At 60.0% G+C, this 22,816-nt stretch carries 15 protein-coding genes, 6 tRNA genes and 3 rRNA genes; 19 read left to right on the forward strand and 5 right to left on the reverse strand.

Going from position 1 to position 22,816, the window contains the following annotated elements; genetic code table 11:
• Nucleotides 1–151 precede the first annotated feature (151 nt).
• From paaE to paaA, 5 genes are read right to left on the reverse strand one after another with little or no spacing between them, the layout of a single operon-like run.
• Entirely contained in the window at nt 152–1,240 is a 1,089-nt protein-coding gene (gene paaE / locus OKW38_RS19820; RefSeq protein WP_184034674.1) for a 1,2-phenylacetyl-CoA epoxidase subunit PaaE, read from the reverse strand.
• 1 nt (nt 1,241) lies between these two features.
• A complete protein-coding gene (paaD, locus tag OKW38_RS19825; protein ID WP_429335419.1) occupies nt 1,242–1,811 on the reverse strand; it encodes a 1,2-phenylacetyl-CoA epoxidase subunit PaaD in 570 nt (189 codons plus the stop codon).
• A gap of 7 nt (nt 1,812–1,818) precedes the next feature.
• Nucleotides 1,819–2,649, reverse strand: a complete 831-nt coding sequence (gene paaC, locus OKW38_RS19830) for a 1,2-phenylacetyl-CoA epoxidase subunit PaaC (protein WP_429362801.1) — start codon at nt 2,647–2,649, stop codon at nt 1,819–1,821.
• An 8-nt stretch (nt 2,650–2,657) separates the two neighbouring features.
• Nucleotides 2,658–2,942: a 1,2-phenylacetyl-CoA epoxidase subunit PaaB gene (gene paaB / locus OKW38_RS19835; RefSeq protein ID WP_018418671.1), complete on the reverse strand. Its 285-nt coding sequence runs from the start codon at nt 2,940–2,942 to the stop codon at nt 2,658–2,660.
• A gap of 36 nt (nt 2,943–2,978) precedes the next feature.
• Nucleotides 2,979–3,980, reverse strand: coding sequence for a 1,2-phenylacetyl-CoA epoxidase subunit PaaA (gene paaA / locus OKW38_RS19840; RefSeq protein WP_184056337.1), 1,002 nt, complete (start codon nt 3,978–3,980; stop codon nt 2,979–2,981).
• Between the two features lie 247 nt (nt 3,981–4,227).
• Between paaA and OKW38_RS19845 the strand changes: the two genes are divergently transcribed.
• From OKW38_RS19845 to rpoB, 19 genes are all read left to right on the forward strand, one after another.
• Complete coding sequence (locus OKW38_RS19845) at nt 4,228–5,850, forward strand: NAD(P)/FAD-dependent oxidoreductase (protein ID WP_429362802.1); 1,623 nt, start codon at nt 4,228–4,230, stop codon at nt 5,848–5,850.
• A 113-nt stretch (nt 5,851–5,963) separates the two neighbouring features.
• Complete coding sequence (locus tag OKW38_RS19850; protein ID WP_429362803.1) at nt 5,964–7,244, forward strand: SGNH/GDSL hydrolase family protein; 1,281 nt, start codon at nt 5,964–5,966, stop codon at nt 7,242–7,244.
• A 352-nt stretch (nt 7,245–7,596) separates the two neighbouring features.
• Nucleotides 7,597–9,129 (forward strand): 16S ribosomal RNA (locus OKW38_RS19855).
• A 75-nt stretch (nt 9,130–9,204) separates the two neighbouring features.
• Nucleotides 9,205–9,281 (forward strand) — tRNA-Ile (locus tag OKW38_RS19860).
• A gap of 53 nt (nt 9,282–9,334) precedes the next feature.
• Nucleotides 9,335–9,410, forward strand: a tRNA-Ala gene (locus OKW38_RS19865).
• A 346-nt stretch (nt 9,411–9,756) separates the two neighbouring features.
• Nucleotides 9,757–12,638, forward strand: a 23S ribosomal RNA gene (locus OKW38_RS19870).
• 227 nt (nt 12,639–12,865) lie between these two features.
• Nucleotides 12,866–12,979, forward strand: a 5S ribosomal RNA gene (gene rrf / locus OKW38_RS19875).
• Together the 16S, 23S and 5S rRNA genes with 5 tRNA genes alongside form the textbook arrangement of a ribosomal RNA operon.
• 156 nt (nt 12,980–13,135) lie before the next feature.
• Nucleotides 13,136–13,221: transfer RNA gene (locus tag OKW38_RS19880), tRNA-Tyr, on the forward strand.
• 40 nt (nt 13,222–13,261) lie between these two features.
• A tRNA-Gly gene (locus OKW38_RS19885) sits at nt 13,262–13,335 on the forward strand.
• Nucleotides 13,336–13,351: 16 nt separating this feature from the next.
• Nucleotides 13,352–13,426, forward strand: a tRNA-Thr gene (locus OKW38_RS19890).
• Nucleotides 13,427–13,488: 62 nt separating this feature from the next.
• The gene (gene tuf / locus OKW38_RS19895) at nt 13,489–14,679 is read left to right on the forward strand and encodes an elongation factor Tu (RefSeq protein ID WP_090802167.1); all 1,191 of its coding nucleotides are present in this window, start codon (nt 13,489–13,491) and stop codon (nt 14,677–14,679) included.
• Between the two features lie 64 nt (nt 14,680–14,743).
• Nucleotides 14,744–14,819: transfer RNA gene (locus OKW38_RS19900), tRNA-Trp, on the forward strand.
• A gap of 34 nt (nt 14,820–14,853) precedes the next feature.
• A complete protein-coding gene (gene secE / locus OKW38_RS19905; protein ID WP_090802176.1) occupies nt 14,854–15,234 on the forward strand; it encodes a preprotein translocase subunit SecE in 381 nt (126 codons plus the stop codon).
• Nucleotide 15,235: 1 nt separating this feature from the next.
• Nucleotides 15,236–15,793, forward strand: a complete 558-nt coding sequence (gene nusG / locus OKW38_RS19910) for a transcription termination/antitermination protein NusG (RefSeq protein ID WP_075303275.1) — start codon at nt 15,236–15,238, stop codon at nt 15,791–15,793.
• A 161-nt stretch (nt 15,794–15,954) separates the two neighbouring features.
• Nucleotides 15,955–16,386: a 50S ribosomal protein L11 gene (rplK, locus tag OKW38_RS19915; RefSeq protein ID WP_008922976.1), complete on the forward strand. Its 432-nt coding sequence runs from the start codon at nt 15,955–15,957 to the stop codon at nt 16,384–16,386.
• Nucleotides 16,387–17,085 carry a 50S ribosomal protein L1 gene (gene rplA, locus OKW38_RS19920; RefSeq protein ID WP_090802175.1) on the forward strand — a complete coding sequence of 233 codons (699 nt, stop codon included), beginning with the start codon at nt 16,387–16,389 and terminating at the stop codon, nt 17,083–17,085. It abuts the gene before it with no gap.
• Between the two features lie 303 nt (nt 17,086–17,388).
• Complete coding sequence (gene rplJ, locus OKW38_RS19925; RefSeq protein WP_062129470.1) at nt 17,389–17,892, forward strand: 50S ribosomal protein L10; 504 nt, start codon at nt 17,389–17,391, stop codon at nt 17,890–17,892.
• A gap of 63 nt (nt 17,893–17,955) precedes the next feature.
• A complete protein-coding gene (gene rplL / locus OKW38_RS19930; protein ID WP_018420143.1) occupies nt 17,956–18,333 on the forward strand; it encodes a 50S ribosomal protein L7/L12 in 378 nt (125 codons plus the stop codon).
• A gap of 369 nt (nt 18,334–18,702) precedes the next feature.
• The gene (rpoB, locus tag OKW38_RS19935) at nt 18,703–22,809 is read left to right on the forward strand and encodes a DNA-directed RNA polymerase subunit beta (protein WP_090802173.1); all 4,107 of its coding nucleotides are present in this window, start codon (nt 18,703–18,705) and stop codon (nt 22,807–22,809) included.
• The last annotated feature ends 7 nt before the right edge of the window (nt 22,810–22,816 follow it).

The following is a 22,816-nucleotide window of genomic DNA, read 5'->3' on the forward strand; positions in this document are numbered from 1 at the left end:
GCAGCTGTAACAAAAAGAGGCCGCTCGCCGACTGGAACCCGATGTCCCGATCGATGAGCGGCCCCTAGTTTAAGCGGATCGCGAAACGGCCGAAAGCGGTGGCGGACGTCACGGGAGGGCAGTCCGTACCTAGGTCACGAAAGCACTCGACTCAACGTTCGTCGTAACTGACGACGACCTTGTCGCTAACCGGATGACACTGACACGTCAGCACGAACCCGTCGCGGACCTCGTGTTCTTCGAGCGTGTAGTTCTTTTCCATCTTCACTTCGCCCTCGAGCACCTTCGCGCGACAGGTGCAGCACACGCCGCCCTTGCACGCATACGGCAGCGCGAGACCGGCGCGCAGCCCGACGTCGAGCACGCTCGTGCCCTGATACGGCAGGCGCAGCTTGCGGCGCTTGCCGTCGAGCACGATTTCGAGCTCGGCCGCGGGGGTGTCCGCGGTGATCTCGACGGGCGGCACGCCCGCCTGCGGCAGCGGCGTACCGAAGCGCTCGACGTGCACCTTCGCGGGCGGCACGCCGGCTGCCTTGAGCGCGGCCTCGGCCGCATCCATCATCGGCGCGGGGCCGCAGATGAACGCTTCGTCGATCGCGTCGGCCGGCAGCAGCTGCTCGATGAACGCCGCGCATTTTTCCTGGTCGAGCACGCCGTTAAACAGCTCGACGTCCTGCAGGTCGTCCGACAGCACGTGATACAGCACGAAGCGGTTCATGAAGCGGTTCTTCAGATCCTCGAGCTCCTCGGCGAACATGATCTGGTCGACGCTGCGGTTGCCGTAGACGAGCGTGAAGGTGCTGCGCGGCTCGACTTCGAGCGTCGTCTTGATGATCGCGAGCACCGGCGTGATGCCCGAGCCGCCCGAGAACGCGAGGTACTGCTGCCCCTGTTCCGCGTTCAGGTGCGTGAAGAAACGGCCGTCGGGCGTCATCACGTCGATCGTGTGGCCCGGCTGCAGCGTGTCGAACGCGAAGTTCGAGAAACGCCCGCCGCGCACGCGCTTGATGCCGATGCGCAACTCGCCGTCGCGATCGTAGTCGGTGACGCCCACGCAGATCGAATACGAACGGCGCGTTTCCTCACCGTCGATATGCGTCTTCAGCGTGACGAACTGCCCCTGCGTGAAGCGATAGTGGTCGCGCAGTTCGGGCGGGACTTCGAAGGCGACCGAGACCGCATCGGCGGTTTCGGGGCGCACTTCGCGGATACGCAGCGGATGGAATTGCGGGGTGGCCATATCAGTACGGTTTGAAGTAGTCGAAGGGTTCGCGGCAGTCGAGGCAGCGATACAGGGCCTTGCAGGCGGTCGAGCCGAATTGCGCGAGCCGCTCGGTGTGCGCCGAGCCGCAGCGTGGGCAGCCTGGGGCCGGCAGCGCGCGCGGCACGAAGCGCAGCACTTTCTCCTGCGGCGCTGACGTCGCGGCTGAACCGCAGTTGCCCGTTGGCGGCGCGATGCCGTAGACGCGCAGTTTTTCGCGGGCTTCGGCCGTGATCCAGTCGGTGGTCCACGCCGGCGCGAGCACGGTGGCGACGCGGTATGGCGTGAGCTGCGCGGCCTCGAGCGCACGGCCGATGTCTTCGGCAATCTGCGACATCGCCGGGCAGCCCGAGTAGGTCGGCGTGATCGCGACTTCGAGCGCGCCGTCGGCGGCGCGTCGCACGTCGCGCAGGATGCCGAGCTCGCGGATCGACACCACCGGGATCTCCGGGTCGGGTACCGCTTCGAGCACGGTCCATGCGCGGGTGAGCGCGGCATCGGTGGTGGCAGCGGCGGCGTTCGCGGGCTGCGGGGCGGTCGAGGTCGTCATCGCGTACTCACCAGCTGGCGCCCGGATGCTGGCGCGCGAGGCTCTGCATTTGGGCGAGCACGAAACCCATGTGCTCCGAATGCTCGCCGTGCTTGCCCGTGCTCACGTGCCGCAGCGCCGCGGGCAGCGTCAGCGTGGCCTGGTCGAGGGTGGCGCGCACGTCGTCGAGCCACGCGGCTTCCAGCGCCGAGGTGCGCGGGCCGATGCCGGCCGCGGCGACCGCGTCTTCCACCGCGTCCGCGCTGAAGAACTCGTACGTGTACGGCATCAGATAGTCGAGCGCGGCCTGCGCGCGACGGTGCGATTCGTCGGTGCCGTCGCCGAAACGGATCAGCCACTCGCTCGCGTGATGCACGTGGTACTGCGTTTCCTTGATCGACTTCGCGGCGATCGCGGCGAGCTGCGCGTCGGTGGAGCCCGTCAGCGCACCCCACAGATGCATCATCAGCGTCGCGTACAGGAAGTTGCGCACGATCGTGACCGCGTAATCCTTCCCGGCCTGCGCGGTGCTGGCGAGCGGCCCGTAATGCGGCAGCTCGGCGAGCGTGTAGTTCGCGAATTCGCGCTCGGCGCGGAAGTACGCGTAGTCGTCTTCGCTGCGCTGACGGCCGGCGAGCGGCGCTTCGAGCGTGGCCGCGTGCGTGTACAGCAGGCGCGCCTGGCCGATCAGGTCGAGGCTCATGTTCGACAGCGCGATGTCCTCTTCGAGGATCGGGCCGTGGCCGCACCACTCGGTGTTGCGCTGACCGAGGATCAGCGCGGTATCCGCGAGGCGCAGCACGTACTGGAGATGTTCGGGCGTAGTGGACGTAGTGGACGTAGTGGACGTAGTGGTCATGGCCGCGCTTACATGTGGTTGACTTCGTCGGGGAGCGTGTAGAACGTCGGGTGGCGATAGATCTTGTCGCCCGCCGGTTCGAACAGCTCGGCCTTCTCGTGCGGCGCCGAGGCCGTGATCGCCGAGGACGGCACCACCCAGATGCTCACGCCTTCCTGGCGGCGCGTGTAGACGTCGCGCGCCATGCGCAGCGCCATCGGCGCGTCGGCGGCATGCAGACTGCCGCAGTGTTTATGGTCGAGTCCCTGCTTGCTGCGCACGAACACTTCCCAAATCGGCCATTCCTTGTTCATTGCTGATCTCCTGATTCCTTTGATGTGCGGTGCCACTCAGGCGGCGTGCTGTTGCGCGCGCTGGCGCTGCTTTTCCGCGTGAGCGAGCGCGGCTTCGCGTACCCAGGCGCCGTCTTCATGGGCCTTCACGCGGGTCGCGAGGCGCTCGCGGTTGCACGGGCCGTCGCCATTGACGACGCGCCAGAACTCTTCCCAGTCGATGTCGCCGTAGTCGTAGTGACCGCGCGCCTCGTTCCATTTGAGGTCCGCGTCGGGCAGCGTGACGCCGAGCACCTTCGCCTGCTCGACGGTCGCATCGACGAATTTCTGGCGCAGGTCGTCGTTGGTGATGCGCTTGATGCCCCATCTGGCCGACTGGTTGCTGTGGACCGAATCCTTGTCGCTCGGGCCGAACATCATCAGCACCGGCCACCACCAGCGGTTCACCGCCTGCTGGACCAGCTCGCGCTGCGCCTCGGTGCCGGCCATCATCGCGAGCAGCGCGTCGAAGCCCTGGCGCTGATGGAACGACTCTTCCTTGCAGATGCGGATCATCGCGCGGGCGTACGGGCCGTACGTGCAGCGGCACAGCGGGATCTGGTTCATGATCGCCGCGCCGTCGACGAGCCAGCCGATCACGCCGACGTCGGCCCAGGTGGGTGTCGGGTAGTTGAAGATGCTCGAATACTTGGCCTTGCCCGCGTGCAGAGCGTCGATCAGCTGCTCGCGCGAGACACCGAGCGTTTCGGCGGCGCTATACAGATAGAGGCCGTGGCCGGCTTCGTCCTGCACCTTGGCGATCAGGATCGCCTTGCGCTTGAGGCTCGGCGCGCGCGTGATCCAGTTGCCCTCGGGCAGCATGCCGACGATCTCCGAGTGCGCATGCTGCGAGATCTGCCGCACCAGCGTTTTGCGGTACGCGTCGGGCATCCAGTCCTGCGGCTCGATCTTGCCGTCGGCGCTCATGACCGCGTCGAAGCGAGCCTGTTGTTCGGGCGAATTCGCGTCCGCGTCCAGCGGGGCGACGTTGCCGGGGATATCGAGGGATTGGGTGTACATGAGGGACGCTCTCTCTGGAGGAGTGGTCTGTGTCGGCGTAGTATAAACCAACCGACCGGTCGGTTAATAAATTTTTTGTGCAGAGACGTTGGGGCCGATAGCTCATTGAGTGCGTCGAAGCATGCATGCCGGTTTGCCCGGTTTCGAAGGGCCGGCGCTTCATGACCGGCCGTCACCCCGCGCCGACACTTACCGGTAAAATTGCGAATTGGCCGCGATTTGCGGCCCACTTGCATCTCCGGCACTCATGTTACGTCTAAGCGAAATCAAACTCCCGCTCGATCATCCCGAAAGCGCCCTCGAAGCCGCCATCCGTGCGCGCCTCACGGAACTCGGCGTGGCGCGGGACGGGCTCATCCGATACACCGTGTTTCGCCGCGCGCACGACGCGCGCAAGCGCGCCGACATCAAGCTCACCTACATCGTCGATGTCGAGGTCAAGGATGAAGGGGCCGCGCTGAAACGGCTCGCCGACGTGCCGCATTGCGGCGTGACGCCCGACATGAGCTACAAGTTCGTCGCCGAAGCGCCCGCCCAACTGAGCACGCCGCGTCCGGTCGTCATCGGCATGGGGCCGTGCGGACTGTTCGCGGGCCTGATCCTCGCGCAGATGGGCTTCCGGCCGATCATCCTCGAGCGCGGCAAGGCCGTACGTGAGCGCACCAAGGACACGTTTGGCCTGTGGCGCAAATCGGTGCTGAATCCCGAGTCGAACGTGCAGTTCGGCGAAGGCGGCGCGGGCACCTTTTCGGACGGCAAGCTCTACAGCCAGATCAAGGACCCGAAACACTACGGCCGCAAGGTGCTCGACGAATTCGTGCGGGCCGGTGCGCCGGAGGACATCCTGTACCTGAGCCGGCCGCATATCGGCACGTTTCGTCTCGTCAGCATGGTCGAGAAGATGCGCGCGAGCATCCACGAGTTGGGCGGCGAAGTGCGCTTCGAAACGCGTGTCGAGGACATCGACATCGACAACGGCCAGGTGCGCGGGCTGAAGCTGTCGAGCGGCGAGACGCTGCGCTGCGACCACGTTGTGCTGGCGGTCGGCCATAGCGCACGCGATACCTTCCAGATGCTGTACGACCGCGGCGTTCACGTCGAGGCGAAGCCGTTTTCGCTCGGTTTTCGGATCGAGCATCCGCAAGGGATCATTGATCGGAGCCGTTTTGGGAAATTTGCCGGTCACAAACAGCTCGGCGCAGCCGACTACAAGGTGGTGCACCACTGCAGCAACGGGCGAGCGGTTTATAGCTTCTGCATGTGTCCCGGCGGCACCGTGGTGGCGGCCACGTCCGAGCTGGGGCGCGTCGTCACGAACGGCATGAGCCAGTACTCGCGCGCGGAGCGCAACGCGAACGCGGGCATCGTGGTCGGCATTACGCCAGACGACTACCCGGGCGGGCCGCTCGCCGGCATCGCGTTCCAGCGCAAGTGGGAGGAGCGGGCGTTCGAGCTCGGTGGCGGTAACTATATGGCTCCAGGGCAGTTGGTCGGCGACTTCATCGCGGGGCGGCCGTCCACTTCACTCGGCTCGGTCGTTCCGTCGTACAAGCCGGGCGTGCGGCCAACCGATCTCAGCACCGCGCTGCCCGACTACGCGATCGAAGCGATTCGCGAAGCGCTGCCACAGATGGAGAAGAAAATCGCAGGTTTCGCGATGCATGATGCGGTGCTGACCGGCGTTGAAACGCGAACTTCGTCGCCGGTACGCGTGCGTCGCGGCGACGACTACCAGAGTGTCAACGTCAACGGGCTGTATCCGGCGGGCGAGGGTGCGGGGTATGCGGGCGGGATCTACTCCGCGGCAATCGACGGAATCGAGGTCGCCGAAGCGGTCGCGCTGAAGATCATGAGTCGGCAAACGGCGTGAGACCGAACCGGCACAGCCGCCGGGCGCCGGGGTCAGCGGACCTGCCTGCGATTGCCGGCGCTTGCCGCGTCGTTCGGGCACAATGCGCGTTTCGCCTCGAACCGATCCTCCGAATGACTATTCGCACCCTGGCTGCCGCATGCGGCGCGGCGCTGCTTGCCCAATTTGCCCCGTTTGTCGTTTCCTCGAGTGCGTTCGCTGCCGAAGCGTCCGAACATTGGGTCGCCGTTTGGGCGACCGCGCTGCAACCGATTCCACAGCGGGCCGAGTTGCCACCGCTGTATCGCGCGCCGGAAGTCGCCGGGCGCACCGTTCGGCAAATCGTGTATCCGACGTTGTCGGGGAGGGTGGCGCGAATTCATCTGAGTAATGCGTACGGCAAGACGCCTCTCGTCATCGAGGAACTGCGCATCGCGCGCTCCGCCGGTGGCGCGGCAGCAGTCGAGGGCGCCGGCAGTCGGGTGACGTTTGGCGGTAAGGGCGCGGTCAGCGTTCCGCCTGGCGGCGAGGTGGACAGCGATCCGGTCGCGATCGATGTCGTCGAGGGCGCGCCATATGCGATCAGTGCGTTCGTGGGACCGGAGCAGCGGATCGTCGCATGGCACCGAGTGTCGAATCAGGTGAATTATGTGTCCGGGCCCGGCAATCACACCACCGACTCGTCCGCCACGGCGTTTCCCGGACGCTTCACGCAATATGTGTGGGTCACGGGTTTGTCGGTGGAGGCGGCGGCACCGTCGCTTGCCGTGGCCGCGATCGGCGACTCGATCACCGACGGCATGCGCTCCACCCTCAACCAGAACCGTCGCTGGCCGGATGCGCTGGCTCGGCGGCTGGCGGCGAGCGGCACGCAGTCGACCGCGATCGTGAATCTCGGCATCAGCGGCAACCGGCTCCTGAGCGACTCGCCTTGCTATGGCGACGCGCTTGCGAGCCGCTTCGAGCGCGACGTTTTGCGACGTCCAGGCGTCAAAGCGGCGATCCTGCTGATTGGCATCAACGACATCAACTTTGCGGCAATGCCGCCTCATGGCGGGCTCGACTGCGATTTTCCTCATACGTCGGTCACGGCTGCCGATCTGATCGCCGGTTACCAGCGAGTGATCGCGGCCGCGCGGCGCAACGGTGTCAAGATGTTCGGCGCGACGCTGACGCCGGCGTCGCTGCCACCGGAGCGGGAAAACATCCGACTCGCGGTTAATCAGTGGATCCGAACTAGTCGGGCTTTCGATGGCGTCGTCGACTTCGACGCGGCGTTGCGCGATCGGGCGCAGCCGGAGCGTCTGCAGCGCGCTTTCGATAGCGGCGATCACATCCATCCGAGCGACGCGGGCTACGCGGCTATGGCCGCTGCAGTTCCTGTCGAGGTCGTGGTGGATGCGACCCGGAAGTGAGCGGCAACTTTTTTAAGCGAAAGCAAAAACGGGTATTGACGAGACGCGAAAGAGTCTCCATAATCCCGTTTCTCTGCTGCAGACGCAGCGACGCAAACGAAGCAGTGCCGGGTAGTGGTGGTTCAGGCGCGGCGGGTTTGGCGGACCGATCTTTAAAAACTAACAGTCGATAAGTGTGGGCGCTTGATGCGGAATGCGGCGGCGGATTCTCCGGAGTCTGCTGTCAGGCAGAAGTATCAGAAGCCTCACACAGTATTAGAGGAAGGTTTGTCTGTCGAAAGACGGATCAATCATCGTCAGTACGTTGAGTGAGCGACCGGGTTCGAGAGAGCCCGAACACAGTAACAGGTTTGAACTGAAGAGTTTGATCCTGGCTCAGATTGAACGCTGGCGGCATGCCTTACACATGCAAGTCGAACGGCAGCACGGACTTCGGTCTGGTGGCGAGTGGCGAACGGGTGAGTAATACATCGGAACGTGTCCTGGAGTGGGGGATAGCCCGGCGAAAGCCGGATTAATACCGCATACGCTCGGGAGAGGAAAGCGGGGGATCTTTCGGGACCTCGCGCTCAAGGGGCGGCCGATGGCAGATTAGGTAGTTGGTGGGGTAAAGGCCTACCAAGCCGACGATCTGTAGCTGGTCTGAGAGGACGACCAGCCACACTGGGACTGAGACACGGCCCAGACTCCTACGGGAGGCAGCAGTGGGGAATTTTGGACAATGGGCGCAAGCCTGATCCAGCAATGCCGCGTGTGTGAAGAAGGCCTTCGGGTTGTAAAGCACTTTTGTCCGGAAAGAAAACCTTGTGGCTAATATCCGTGAGGGATGACGGTACCGGAAGAATAAGCACCGGCTAACTACGTGCCAGCAGCCGCGGTAATACGTAGGGTGCGAGCGTTAATCGGAATTACTGGGCGTAAAGCGTGCGCAGGCGGTGCTGTAAGACCGATGTGAAATCCCCGGGCTTAACCTGGGAACTGCATTGGTGACTGCAGCGCTGGAGTATGGCAGAGGGGGGTGGAATTCCACGTGTAGCAGTGAAATGCGTAGAGATGTGGAGGAACACCGATGGCGAAGGCAGCCCCCTGGGCCAATACTGACGCTCATGCACGAAAGCGTGGGGAGCAAACAGGATTAGATACCCTGGTAGTCCACGCCCTAAACGATGTCAACTGGTTGTCGGGCCTTCATTGGCTTGGTAACGTAGCTAACGCGTGAAGTTGACCGCCTGGGGAGTACGGTCGCAAGATTAAAACTCAAAGGAATTGACGGGGACCCGCACAAGCGGTGGATGATGTGGATTAATTCGATGCAACGCGAAAAACCTTACCTACCCTTGACATGTATGGAATCCTGCCGAGAGGCGGGAGTGCCCGAAAGGGAGCCATAACACAGGTGCTGCATGGCTGTCGTCAGCTCGTGTCGTGAGATGTTGGGTTAAGTCCCGCAACGAGCGCAACCCTTGTCCCTAGTTGCTACGCAAGAGCACTCCAGGGAGACTGCCGGTGACAAACCGGAGGAAGGTGGGGATGACGTCAAGTCCTCATGGCCCTTATGGGTAGGGCTTCACACGTCATACAATGGTCGGAACAGAGGGTTGCCAAGCCGCGAGGTGGAGCCAATCCCAGAAAACCGATCGTAGTCCGGATCGCACTCTGCAACTCGGGTGCGTGAAGCTGGAATCGCTAGTAATCGCGGATCAGCATGCCGCGGTGAATACGTTCCCGGGTCTTGTACACACCGCCCGTCACACCATGGGAGTGGGTTTTACCAGAAGTGGCTAGTCTAACCGCAAGGAGGACGGTCACCACGGTAGGATTCATGACTGGGGTGAAGTCGTAACAAGGTAGCCGTATCGGAAGGTGCGGCTGGATCACCTCCTTTCCAGAGCTGTGCATTCCCTGCACTCAAGTGCTCACGCTTATCGGCTGTGGTTAGAAGAAACGCAGACAGGCTCAGGGGTCTGTAGCTCAGCCGGTTAGAGCACCGTCTTGATAAGGCGGGGGTCGATGGTTCGAATCCATCCAGACCCACCAGTGTCTTGTCTGGTGAGCTGAAGGGCTGGGGCCGCTGGACTATCTGTGGGACTGGGGGATTAGCTCAGCTGGGAGAGCACCTGCTTTGCAAGCAGGGGGTCGTCGGTTCGATCCCGTCATCCTCCACCAATCCTCAATGCGCAGGGTTCTGCATGAAGGCAGAGCGTTGCGCATTGGCGATTGAGCCAGTCAGAGCGGTATGAGGCACAGGCTTCATACCGGCTGCCGTTCTTTAACAATCAGGAAGAAGTAGTAAAGAGATTCACGAAAGCATACCTGGAGATGGGTGTGTGAGTAGGTGAATCAGGGTTGTGATTGTATCGATGTATTTTAAAGGTGATCGAGAGATCGCTTTGGAATACGGCGCAACACGAATACTCAACCTGTAGCGAGTGCGTCTATCCCCTCCGGGGATGGGACCCACGTAAGCGCTAAAGCGCTAACGTGGGTCGACACAGAGACACACCCGTTATAGGGTCAAGCGAACAAGTGCATGTGGTGGATGCCTTGGCGATCACAGGCGATGAAGGACGCGGTAGCCTGCGAAAAGCTCCGGGGAGCTGGCAAACGAGCATTGATCCGGAGATGTCCGAATGGGGAAACCCACTCCTAATGGAGTATCCGTAGCTGAATCCATAGGCTACGTGAGGCGAACGCGGTGAACTGAAACATCTAAGTAACCGCAGGAAAAGAAATCAACCGAGATTCCCAGAGTAGTGGCGAGCGAAATGGGATCAGCCGGTACACGTTATCTGTATTGTTAGTCGAACGCTCTGGAAAGTGCGGCCATAGCAGGTGATAGCCCTGTAGACGAAAACAGCATGGAAGAACTGGGTGTACGAGAAGTAGGGCGGGACACGTGAAATCCTGTCTGAAGATGGGGGGACCATCCTCCAAGGCTAAATACTCGTGATCGACCGATAGTGAACCAGTACCGTGAGGGAAAGGCGAAAAGAACCCCGGGAGGGGAGTGAAACAGATCCTGAAACCGCATGCATACAAACAGTCGGAGCCTCTGCGAAGGGGTGACGGCGTACCTTTTGTATAATGGGTCAGCGACTTACATTCAGTGGCGAGCTTAACCGATTAGGGCAGGCGTAGCGAAAGCGAGTCCGAACAGGGCGTCCAGTCGCTGGGTGTAGACCCGAAACCAGGTGATCTATCCATGGCCAGGTTGAAGGCACGGTAACACGTGCTGGAGGACCGAACCCACTAACGTTGAAAAGTTAGGGGATGAGCTGTGGATAGGGGTGAAAGGCTAAACAAACCTGGAAATAGCTGGTTCTCTCCGAAAACTATTTAGGTAGTGCCTCGTGTATCACCTTCGGGGGTAGAGCACTGTCATGGTTGTGGGGTCCATTGCGGATTACTACGCCATAGCAAACTCCGAATACCGAAGAGTGCAATCACGGGAGACAGACATCGGGTGCTAACGTCCGGTGTCAAGAGGGAAACAACCCAGACCGCCAGCTAAGGTCCCCAAATATGGCTAAGTGGGAAACGAAGTGGGAAGGCTAAAACAGTCAGGAGGTTGGCTTAGAAGCAGCCACCCTTTAAAGAAAGCGTAATAGCTCACTGATCGAGTCGTCCTGCGCGGAAGATGTAACGGGGCTAAGCCATATACCGAAGCTGCGGATGCACAGTAATGTGCATGGTAGGAGAGCGTTCCGTAAGCCTGCGAAGGTGCACTGGAAAGTGTGCTGGAGGTATCGGAAGTGCGAATGCTGACATGAGTAGCGATAAAGGGGGTGAAAGGCCCCCTCGCCGTAAGCCCAAGGTTTCCTACGCAACGTTCATCGGCGTAGGGTGAGTCGGCCCCTAAGGCGAGGCAGAAATGCGTAGCTGATGGGAAGCAGATTAATATTTCTGCACCATTGTGAAATGCGATGGGGGGACGGATCGCGGAAGGTTGTCCGGGTGTTGGAAGTCCCGGTCCTTGCATTGGAGAAGGCGCTTTGGCAAATCCGGGCGCAGAATTCAAGGGTGCGAGGCGAGCCACTTCGGTGGCGAAGCAACTGGAAGGGGTTCCAGGAAAAGCCTCTAAGCTTCAGTTTCACAGTGACCGTACCGCAAACCGACACAGGTGGGCGAGATGAGTATTCTAAGGCGCTTGAGAGAACTCGGGAGAAGGAACTCGGCAAATTGGTACCGTAACTTCGGGATAAGGTACGCCCTCATAGCCTGACTGGCCTGCGCCAGAAGGGTGAAAGGGTTGCAATAAACTGGTGGCTGCGACTGTTTAATAAAAACACAGCACTCTGCAAACACGAAAGTGGACGTATAGGGTGTGACGCCTGCCCGGTGCCGGAAGATTAAATGATGGGGTGCAAGCTCCTGATTGAAGTCCCGGTAAACGGCGGCCGTAACTATAACGGTCCTAAGGTAGCGAAATTCCTTGTCGGGTAAGTTCCGACCTGCACGAATGGCGTAACGATGGCCACACTGTCTCCTCCCGAGACTCAGCGAAGTTGAAGTGTTTGTGATGATGCAATCTCCCCGCGGCTAGACGGAAAGACCCCATGAACCTTTACTGCAGCTTTGCATTGGACTTTGAACCGGTCTGTGTAGGATAGGTGGGAGGCTATGAAGTTGGGACGCCAGTCTCAATGGAGCCGTCCTTGAAATACCACCCTGATCTGTTTGAGGTTCTAACCTTGGCCCGTGATCCGGGTCGGGGACAGTGCATGGTAGGCAGTTTGACTGGGGCGGTCTCCTCCCAAAGTGTAACGGAGGAGTACGAAGGTACGCTAGGTACGGTCGGAAATCGTGCTGATAGTGCAATGGCATAAGCGTGCTTGACTGTGAGACTGACAAGTCGAACAGGTGCGAAAGCAGGTCATAGTGATCCGGTGGTTCTGTATGGAAGGGCCATCGCTCAACGGATAAAAGGTACTCTGGGGATAACAGGCTGATACCGCCCAAGAGTTCATATCGACGGCGGTGTTTGGCACCTCGATGTCGGCTCATCTCATCCTGGGGCTGTAGCCGGTCCCAAGGGTATGGCTGTTCGCCATTTAAAGAGGTACGTGAGCTGGGTTTAAAACGTCGTGAGACAGTTTGGTCCCTATCTGCCGTGGGCGCTGGATATTTGAAGGGGGCTGCTCCTAGTACGAGAGGACCGGAGTGGACGAACCTCTGGTGTACCGGTTGTCACGCCAGTGGCATCGCCGGGTAGCTATGTTCGGAAGAGATAACCGCTGAAAGCATCTAAGCGGGAAACTCGCCTTAAGATGAGATATCCCCGGGGCTTCGAGCCCCTTGAAGGGTCGTTCAAGACCAGGACGTTGATAGGTCAGGTGTGCACGTACAGTAATGTACTGAGCTAACTGATACTAATTGCCCGTAAGGCTTGATCCTATAACAGGTGTGTCTCGACCCGCGTGAGTGCTTCAGCACTTACGCGGGTCCGATCCCCGAAGGGGATTTGTGTGACCTCCCGCGGGAGCTCACAGAAACGCACGGTTGGGATTCAGTGTTGTGCCAGAAACAACACAACCCCCCACACTCGAATCCTTTACGCTTCTTCCCGATTGGCTGTGGCGCAACCGGTTGACTCCAGCCCTGCGACGCAGCAACCCGTCATGCCTGATGACCATAGCGAGTCGGCCCCACCCCTTCCCATCCCGAACAGGACCGTGAAACGACTCCACGCCGATGATAGTGCGGATTGCCCGTGTGAAAGTAGGTAATCGTCAGGCTCCCCTCCAGTCAGAAACCCCACCCGCCGCGGTGGGGTTTTTGCGTTTACGAACGGCTAACAGCCAATCACTATATAAGTGAGAGCGTTGGGATCGGAACGGTCAAGCAGCCCTTGACAAAGAGACATTGTTCCCCCATAATCATCAGTTCTCTGCGGAGGGGTGCCCGAGTGGCTAAAGGGGGCAGACTGTAAATCTGTTGGCTTACGCCTACGTTGGTTCGAATCCAACCTCCTCCACCAGAATGCACGATGTAGCAGTTGTTGGGAATCCATGATCCTTGCGGGTGTAGCTCAATGGTAGAGCAGAAGCCTTCCAAGCTTACGACGAGGGTTCGATTCCCTTCACCCGCTCCAGCAACACAGAGGTAGCGCCCATGTGGCTCAGTGGTAGAGCACTCCCTTGGTAAGGGAGAGGTCGGCAGTTCGATCCTGCCCATGGGCACCAGAAGTAATCGGTGATTGTTTGCGCCCGGCGCAACGTACGGAAAATCCTCTTAGGAGTCGAAAATGGCCAAGGGTAAGTTTGAGCGGACCAAGCCGCACGTGAACGTGGGCACGATCGGTCACGTTGACCACGGCAAGACCACGCTGACGGCAGCGATCACGACGGTCCTGACGCAGAAGTTTGGCGGCGAAGCGAAGGCGTACGACCAGATCGACGCGGCGCCGGAAGAAAAGGCGCGTGGCATTACCATCAACACCGCGCACGTCGAGTACGAAACGGCTAACCGCCACTACGCACACGTCGACTGCCCGGGCCACGCAGACTACGTGAAGAACATGATCACGGGCGCGGCGCAGATGGACGGCGCAATCCTGGTGTGCTCGGCTGCCGACGGCCCGATGCCGCAAACGCGTGAGCACATCCTGCTGGCGCGTCAGGTTGGCGTTCCGTACATCATCGTGTTCCTGAACAAGTGCGACATGGTGGACGACGCCGAGCTGCTGGAGCTCGTCGAGATGGAAGTTCGCGAACTTCTGTCGAAGTACGACTTCCCGGGCGACGAGACGCCGATCATCAAGGGTTCGGCCAAGCTGGCGCTGGAAGGCGACAAGGGCGAGCTGGGCGAGGTGGCGATCATGAACCTGGCCGATGCGCTGGACACGTACATCCCGACGCCGGAGCGCGCGGTTGACGGTGCGTTCCTGATGCCGGTGGAAGACGTGTTCTCGATCTCGGGTCGCGGCACGGTGGTGACGGGTCGCGTCGAGCGCGGCGTGATCAAGGTTGGCGAGGAAATCGAGATCGTCGGTATCCGCGCAACGGCCAAGACGACCTGCACGGGCGTGGAAATGTTCCGCAAGCTGCTCGACCAGGGTCAGGCAGGCGACAACGTTGGTATCCTGCTGCGCGGCACGAAGCGTGAAGACGTGGAGCGTGGTCAGGTTCTGGCCAAGCCGGGTTCGATCAACCCGCACACGCACTTCACGGCTGAAGTGTACGTGCTGAGCAAGGACGAAGGCGGCCGTCACACGCCGTTCTTCAACAACTACCGTCCGCAGTTCTACTTCCGTACGACGGACGTGACGGGCTCGATCGAGCTGCCGAAGGACAAGGAAATGGTGATGCCGGGCGACAACGTGTCGATCACGGTGAAACTGATCAACCCGATCGCGATGGAAGAAGGTCTGCGCTTCGCAATTCGCGAAGGTGGCCGTACGGTCGGCGCTGGTGTCGTCGCCAAGATCATCGAGTAACGCCAGAGAGTTCTCGACAATCGGTTGTATCGGGGTTGGCGGTGTCGTCAACCCCAAATGGTTTAGGGGTATAGCTCAACTGGCAGAGCGTCGGTCTCCAAAACCGAAGGTTGGGGGTTCGATTCCCTCTGCCCCTGCCAACTATCGCGCCGTAGTGGCGCTTGTTAAGGTGTTATGGCGAATCCTTCCGTCGAAACTGTAAATACATCCGGCGACAAGTTGATGTTGATCGCAGGTGTGTTGCTGGTCTTGGCCGGGTTCGTGGGGTTCTTCTGGCTTAATGGCCAGGAATGGTACATCCGCGGAGCCGCCTTGGCTGTTGGTGCGATCGCGGGTGTCGTAGTCGGTCTTCTCTCGGCGCCTGGCAAGGGTTTCATCGCTTTCGCCAATGACTCATACAAAGAGGTCCGCAAGGTAGTCTGGCCGAGTCGCAAAGAGGCGACCCAAACAACACTCGTGGTCTTCGGCTTCGTAGTCGTGATGGCTATCTTCCTCTGGGTTTGTGATAAATCCATTGAGTGGGCGATTTTCTCGGCGATTCTGGGTTGGAAATGATATGAGTGATACTCCGGCATCCCCGAGCGGCAAACGTTGGTACGTAGTGCACGCATATTCCGGTATGGAGAAGAGCGTGCAACGAGCGCTTCAGGAGCGCATCGAGCGGGCTGGTATGCAGGATCAGTTCGGCCAGATCCTCGTTCCAACGGAAGAGGTTGTTGAGGTAAAGGGCGGTCACAAATCAGTAACCGAACGTCGTTTCTTCCCGGGCTATGTTTTAGTCGAAATGGAAATGACAGACGAAACGTGGCACCTCGTCAAAAATACGGCGAAGGTGACCGGCTTCGTCGGCGGGGCGCGTAATCGGCCGAGCCCGATCTCCCCTCGGGAAGTTGAAAAGATCATGTCGCAGATGCAGGAGGGCGTGGAGAAGCCGCGTCCGAAGACCCTGTTTGAGGTGGGCGAGATGGTGCGCGTGAAAGAAGGCCCGTTCACAGATTTCAACGGCAGCGTCGAAGAAGTGAACTACGAAAAGTCGCGAGTCCGTGTTTCCGTTACAATCTTCGGCCGCGCAACGCCGGTCGAGTTGGAATTCGGCCAAGTCGAAAAGTTGTAGTCTAGATTTTACGGAACGCACCGCTAGGTGCGTTCCGTATTTCGCGCTTACGGTCCGCGTAATGGCCGTTGAGGAGCGTAACTAGCCAGTTTGTCGGCGAACACGCGCTACTACTCACTGAGCGTCCGCCCGTAAGGCGGCGTTCCACAGAGGTTCTCGAAATGGCAAAGAAAATTATCGGCTTTATCAAGCTGCAGATTCCTGCAGGTAAAGCCAATCCGTCGCCGCCGGTTGGTCCGGCACTGGGTCAGCGCGGCCTGAACATCATGGAGTTCTGCAAGGCGTTCAACGCGCAGACTCAAGCGATGGAACCGGGTCTGCCGATTCCTGTCGTGATCACGGCATTCGCGGACAAGAGCTTCACGTTCGTTCTGAAGACGCCGCCGGCTACGGTTCTGATCAAGAAGGCAGCGAAGCTCGATAAGGGTTCGAGCAAGCCGCATACCGACAAAGTGGGCAAGATCACCCGCGCTCAAGCTGAAGATATCGCCAAGACCAAGATGCCCGATCTGACGGCTGCTGATCTGGACGCAGCGGTTCGTACGATCGCTGGTAGCGCCCGCTCGATGGGCATCACCGTGGAGGGCGTGTAAATGGCTAAGCTTTCGAAGCGTCTGCAAGCATTTGCAGCCAAAGTGGATCGTCAGAAGCTGTACCCGATCGAAGACGCTCTGTCGCTCGTGAAGGAATGCGCAAGCGCGAAGTTCGACGAGTCGATCGACGTCGCCGTGCAACTCGGCATTGACGCAAAGAAGTCGGATCAAGTGGTTCGCGGCTCGGTCGTGCTGCCCGCTGGTACCGGTAAGTCGGTCCGCGTCGCTGTGTTCGCGCAGGGCGAAAAGGCTGAGCAGGCTCGTGCCGCTGGTGCTGACGTCGTCGGTATGGAAGACCTGGCCGAACAGGTCAAGGCCGGGAACCTGAACTTCGACATCGTGATCGCTTCGCCGGACACGATGCGTATCGTCGGTACGCTCGGGCAGATTCTCGGCCCGCGTGGCCTGATGCCGAACCCGAAGGTTGGCACGGTCACGCCGGACGTCGCGACCGCGGTCAAGAACGCCAAGGCTGGTCAGGTGCAATTCCGTGTCGACAAGGCCGGCATTATCCACGCAACGATCGGCCGCGCTTCGTTTGAACCGGCAGCACTGCGCAACAACCTGAATGCGCTGATCGAAGCGCTGCAGAAGGCGAAGCCGGCAACGAGCAAGGGCGTGTATCTGCGCAAGGTCGCTCTGTCGAGCACGATGGGTGTTGGTGTTCGTGTCGACCAGACGTCGATCGCTGCCCAGTAATGAATTTCGCCGCTCCGGCGCGAGTTGGGGCGGCTTCTAAGGGCTTTGGGCGGTTGCGAGGTGGCAGTCTGCATCGCGCGACCGGTTGTCAAAGACCGTTGGTGGGCACGCAGCAAGTAGGCGGGTCCTTAATGTAAAGCCAACGCAGATGGCGAACCCGAAAAGGTTTTGTAGTGATGAAGCCGTTCGATGTCTGTAGCGATACGGATTTTTGACGGTCGAAATACTCCTGACTGGTCGGACGCCGTTATTGAATGCGGTACACAAGGCGCACGCTGCGTGTATCGAATCTGGAGGTTAACCGTGCCACTAAACAAAGAAAGCAAGCAGGCCGTCGTCGCTGAGGTTGCCGCGCAAGTCGCGAAAGCTCAGACCGTGGTTCTGGCTGAGTATCGTGGAATCGCGGTTGGCGATCTGACCAAGCTGCGCGCGAAAGCGCGTGAGCAACAGGTTTACCTTCGCGTGTTGAAGAACACGCTGGCGCGTCGCGCCGTCGAGGGTACCCCGTTTGCTCCGCTGGCAGAGCAGATGACTGGCCCCCTGATCTACGGCATCTCGGAAGATGCGATTGCTGCTGCTAAGGTCGTCAATGACTTCAGCAAGAGCAATGACAAGTTGGTCATCAAGGCTGGTTCCTACGAAGGCAAGGTGATGGACAAGGCGGGCGTGCAAGCGCTGGCAAGCATCCCGAGCCGCGAAGAACTGCTCTCCAAGCTGTTGTACGTTATGCAGGCACCTGTTTCTGGCTTCGCGCGCGCTCTGGCCGCGCTGGCAGAAAAGAAGCAAGGCGAAGAAGCCGCTGCGTAATGCACTTCAGTCGAGCGTGATTGATCGCTGGCTGTATCCGAATTCAATTTAGGAGTATTTCAAATGGCAATCGCAAAAGAAGACATCCTCGAAGCCGTAGGCTCGATGTCGGTTCTGGAACTGAACGAGTTGGTCAAGGCGTTCGAAGAAAAGTTTGGCGTCTCGGCAGCTGCTGTTGCAGTGGCTGGCCCGGCAGGTGCAGCCGGCGGCGCTGCTGCTGCTGAAGAGCAGACCGAATTCACGGTCATCTTGGCTGAAACCGGTGCAAACAAGGTTTCGGTCATTAAGGCTGTTCGCGAACTGACGGGTCTCGGCCTGAAGGAAGCGAAGGATCTGGTCGACGGTGCACCGAAGCCCGTTAAGGAAGCGGTGCCCAAGGCTGCTGCTGAAGAAGCCAAGAAGAAGCTGGAAGAAGCCGGCGCGAAGGTTGAAATCAAGTAAGCTTCAACGCGCTGTGCGAAGGCTGGCGGTTTTTCACCGCCGGCCTTTTTGTGCTTTGTGGAGGACGCGTTTTTGCGGGCGTATGCCGGCAGGAATGTGATTCCCAGAAGCCAAAGAAAAACGCCCACGGTAATTTTGACCGGCATTTCTCTTTGTCTTCTGAAGCGACTGCAGAAGGCAAGTTTGGTCGGGTAGCGGGCAACACAGGCATCCGCTGCCGTCAGCCAGCGGTTGGTAGCGGCCAACCACCAAGCTTCTAGGCTCGTTCAAGCCATCGGACGGCCATCGGGTCTCAGTCGGTGAACACTCGGGTTGTCTCATCAAGGTATCCTGCCTCGACAACTATGCCCGCCGTGATTCGGAGATCGTATGCAATATTCCTTCACCGAGAAGAAGCGTATTCGCAAGAGTTTTGCGAAGCGCCCCATCGTTCACCAAGTACCTTTCCTGCTGGCTACCCAGCTTGAATCATTCAGCACGTTTCTGCAAGCAGATACGTCATCTACGCAACGCAAGCCGGAAGGCTTGCAGGCCGCGTTTACTTCCGTTTTTCCGATCGTTTCGCACAACGGCTTCGCGCGCCTTGAGTTCGTCAGCTACATGCTGTCGCCGCCGGCATTCAACATCAAGGAATGCCAGCAGCGCGGTCTGACGTACTGCTCGGCGCTGCGCGCCAAGGTGCGTCTGGTGCTGCTCGACAAAGAATCACCGAGCAAGCCGGTCGTCAAAGAAGTGAAGGAACAGGAAGTGTACATGGGCGAAATCCCGCTCATGACGCCGACCGGTTCGTTCGTCATCAACGGCACGGAACGTGTGATCGTTTCGCAGTTGCACCGTTCGCCGGGTGTTTTCTTCGAACACGACAAGGGCAAGACGCACAGCTCGGGCAAGCTGCTGTTTTCGGCACGTATCATTCCCTACCGTGGCTCGTGGCTCGACTTCGAGTTCGACCCGAAGGACGTGCTGTACTTCCGCGTCGACCGTCGTCGTAAGATGCCGGTTACGATCCTGCTAAAGGCAATCGGCCTGACGCCGGAACAGATCCTCGCAAACTTCTTCGTGTTCGACAATTTCACGCTGATGCCGGAAGGCGCGCAGATGGAATTCGTGCCGGAGCGTTTGCGCGGTGAAGTCGCGCGCTTCGATATCACGGACCGCGATGGCAACGTGATCGTCCAGAAGGACAAGCGGATCAACGCCAAGCACATTCGCGACCTCGATAACGCGAAGACCAAGTTCATCTCGGTGCCGGAAGATTATCTGCTCGGCCGCGTGCTCGCGAAGAACGTGATCGACGGCGATACGGGTGAAGTCATCGCGAACGCCAACGACGAAATTACCGAATCCGTGCTCGAGAAGCTGCGCGAAGCGAAGATCAAGGACATCCAGACGCTCTACACGAACGATCTGGACCAAGGTCCGTACATCTCGTCGACGCTGCGTATCGACGAAACGGCCGACAAGATGGCCGCACGTATCGCGATCTACCGCATGATGCGTCCGGGCGAGCCGCCGACGGAAGAAGCGGTCGAGGCACTGTTCAACCGTCTGTTCTACAGCGAAGAAGCGTACGACCTGTCGAAGGTGGGTCGTATGAAGTTCAACCGGCGCGTCGGCCGTGATGAAATCGTCGGTCCGATGACGCTGCAGGACGACGACATTCTCGCGACGATCAAGATCCTCGTCGAGCTGCGCAACGGCAAGGGCGAAGTGGACGACATCGACCACCTCGGCAACCGTCGTGTGCGCTGCGTCGGCGAACTCGCTGAGAACCAGTTCCGCGCGGGCCTCGTGCGTGTCGAACGTGCTGTGAAGGAACGCCTCGGCCAGGCCGAAAGCGAAAACTTGATGCCGCACGACCTGATCAACTCGAAGCCGATCTCGTCGGCGATTCGCGAGTTCTTCGGGTCGTCGCAGCTGTCGCAGTTCATGGACCAGACCAATCCGCTGTCGGAAATCACGCACAAGCGTCGTGTTTCTGCACTAGGCCCGGGCGGTCTGACTCGTGAGCGCGCCGGCTTCGAAGTCCGCGACGTGCACCCAACTCACTACGGCCGTGTGTGCCCGATTGAAACGCCGGAAGGTCCGAACATCGGTCTGATCAACTCGCTCGCTCTGTACGCGCACCTGAACGAATACGGCTTCCTCGAAACGCCATATCGCAAGGTGGCGGACGGCAAGGTGACCGACCAGATTGACTATCTGTCGGCGATCGAAGAAGGCCGTTACGTGATCGCTCAGGCGAACGCGGCGGTGGCCGACGACCGCACGCTGACCGACGAACTCGTGTCGTCGCGTGAAGCGGGCGAAACGCTGATGGTCACGCCGGACCGCATTCAGTACATGGACGTGGCGCCGTCGCAGATCGTGTCGGTCGCAGCTTCGCTGATTCCGTTCCTCGAGCACGACGACGCGAACCGCGCATTGATGGGCTCGAACATGCAGCGTCAGGCCGTCCCGTGTCTGCGTCCGGAAAAGCCGGTCGTCGGTACGGGTATCGAACGCACCGTGGCGGTCGACTCGGGCACGACGGTTCAGGCACTGCGTGGCGGTGTGGTCGATTACGTCGACGCGGGCCGTATCGTAATTCGCGTGAACGACGACGAAGCGGTCGCGGGTGAAGTCGGCGTCGACATCTACAATCTGATCAAGTACACGCGTTCGAACCAGAACACGAACATCAACCAGCGTCCGATCGTGAAGATGGGCGACAAGGTTGCGCGCGGCGACGTGCTGGCTGACGGCGCATCGACCGATCTGGGCGAGCTCGCGCTCGGCCAGAACATGCTGATCGCGTTCATGCCATGGAACGGCTACAACTTCGAAGACTCCATCCTGATTTCGGAGAAGGTCGTTGCGGACGACCGTTACACGTCGATTCACATCGAAGAACTGAACGTCGTTGCACGCGACACGAAGCTCGGACCGGAAGAAATCACGCGCGACATCTCGAATCTCGCCGAAGTGCAGCTTGGCCGTCTCGACGAGTCGGGCATCGTGTACATCGGCGCGGAAGTCGAGGCGGGCGACGTGCTGGTCGGCAAGGTCACGCCGAAGGGCGAAACCCAGCTCACGCCGGAAGAAAAGCTGCTGCGCGCGATCTTCGGTGAGAAGGCGTCGGACGTGAAGGACACGTCGCTGCGCGTGCCGTCGGGCATGAGCGGCACTGTGATCGACGTGCAGGTATTCACGCGTGAAGGCATCCAGCGCGACAAGCGCGCGCAACAGATCATCGACGATGAACTGAAGCGCTATCGTCTCGACCTGAACGACCAGTTGCGTATCGTGGAAGGCGATGCGTTCCAGCGTCTCGCACGCATGCTCGAAGGCAAGGTGGTGAACGGCGGTCCGAAGAAGCTCGCGAAGGGCACGAAGATCGACCGCGCTTACCTCGAAGATCTGGACCACTATCACTGGTTCGACATCCGCCTCGCGGATGAAGAAGCAGCGGCCCAGCTCGAAGCGATCAAGAACTCGATTGAAGAGAAGCGTCACCAGTTCGACCTCGCGTTCGAAGAGAAGCGCAAGAAGCTCACGCAAGGCGACGAACTGCCGCCGGGCGTGCTGAAGATGGTCAAGGTGTATCTGGCGGTGAAGCGCCGTCTGCAGCCTGGCGACAAGATGGCAGGCCGTCACGGTAACAAGGGTGTCGTGTCGAAGATCGTGCCGATCGAAGACATGCCGTACATGGCCGACGGCCGTCCGGCTGACGTCGTTCTGAACCCGCTCGGCGTGCCGTCGCGGATGAACGTGGGTCAGGTTCTCGAAGTGCATCTGGGTTGGGCCGCGAAGGGTCTCGGCTGGCGTATCGGCGAAATGCTGCAGCGTCAGGCGAAGATCGCTGAACTGCGCGAATTCCTGATCAAGATCTACAACGAATCGGGCCGCGCCGAAGAGCTGGACAGCTTCAGCGACGACGAAATCCTCGAACTGGCGAAGAACCTGCGCGAAGGCGTGCCGTTCGCAACGCCGGTGTTCGACGGTGCGACGGAAGAAGAAATGTCCCGTGCGCTGGATCTGGCGTTCCCGGACGACATCGCTGAAAACCTCGGCATGACGCCGTCGAAGAACCAGGTGCGTCTGTTCGACGGTCGCACGGGTGAGATGTTCGAACGTACGGTGACGGTCGGCTACATGCACTACCTGAAGCTGCATCACCTGGTCGACGACAAGATGCACGCGCGTTCCACGGGCCCGTACTCGCTCGTCACGCAGCAGCCGTTGGGCGGTAAGGCGCAGTTCGGTGGCCAGCGTTTCGGTGAAATGGAAGTGTGGGCGCTCGAAGCGTACGGCGCATCGTACGTGCTGCAGGAAATGCTGACGGTGAAGTCGGACGACGTGACGGGCCGGACCAAGGTTTACGAGAACCTGGTCAAGGGCGATCACGTGATCGATGCCGGCATGCCTGAGTCGTTCAACGTGTTGGTGAAGGAAATCCGGTCGCTGGGTATCGACATCGACCTGGACCGGAACTAATCGGACT

The organism is Paraburkholderia sp. MM5496-R1 (genome assembly GCF_050436205.1).
Classification (GTDB): Bacteria; Pseudomonadota; Gammaproteobacteria; order Burkholderiales; family Burkholderiaceae; genus Paraburkholderia; species Paraburkholderia tuberum.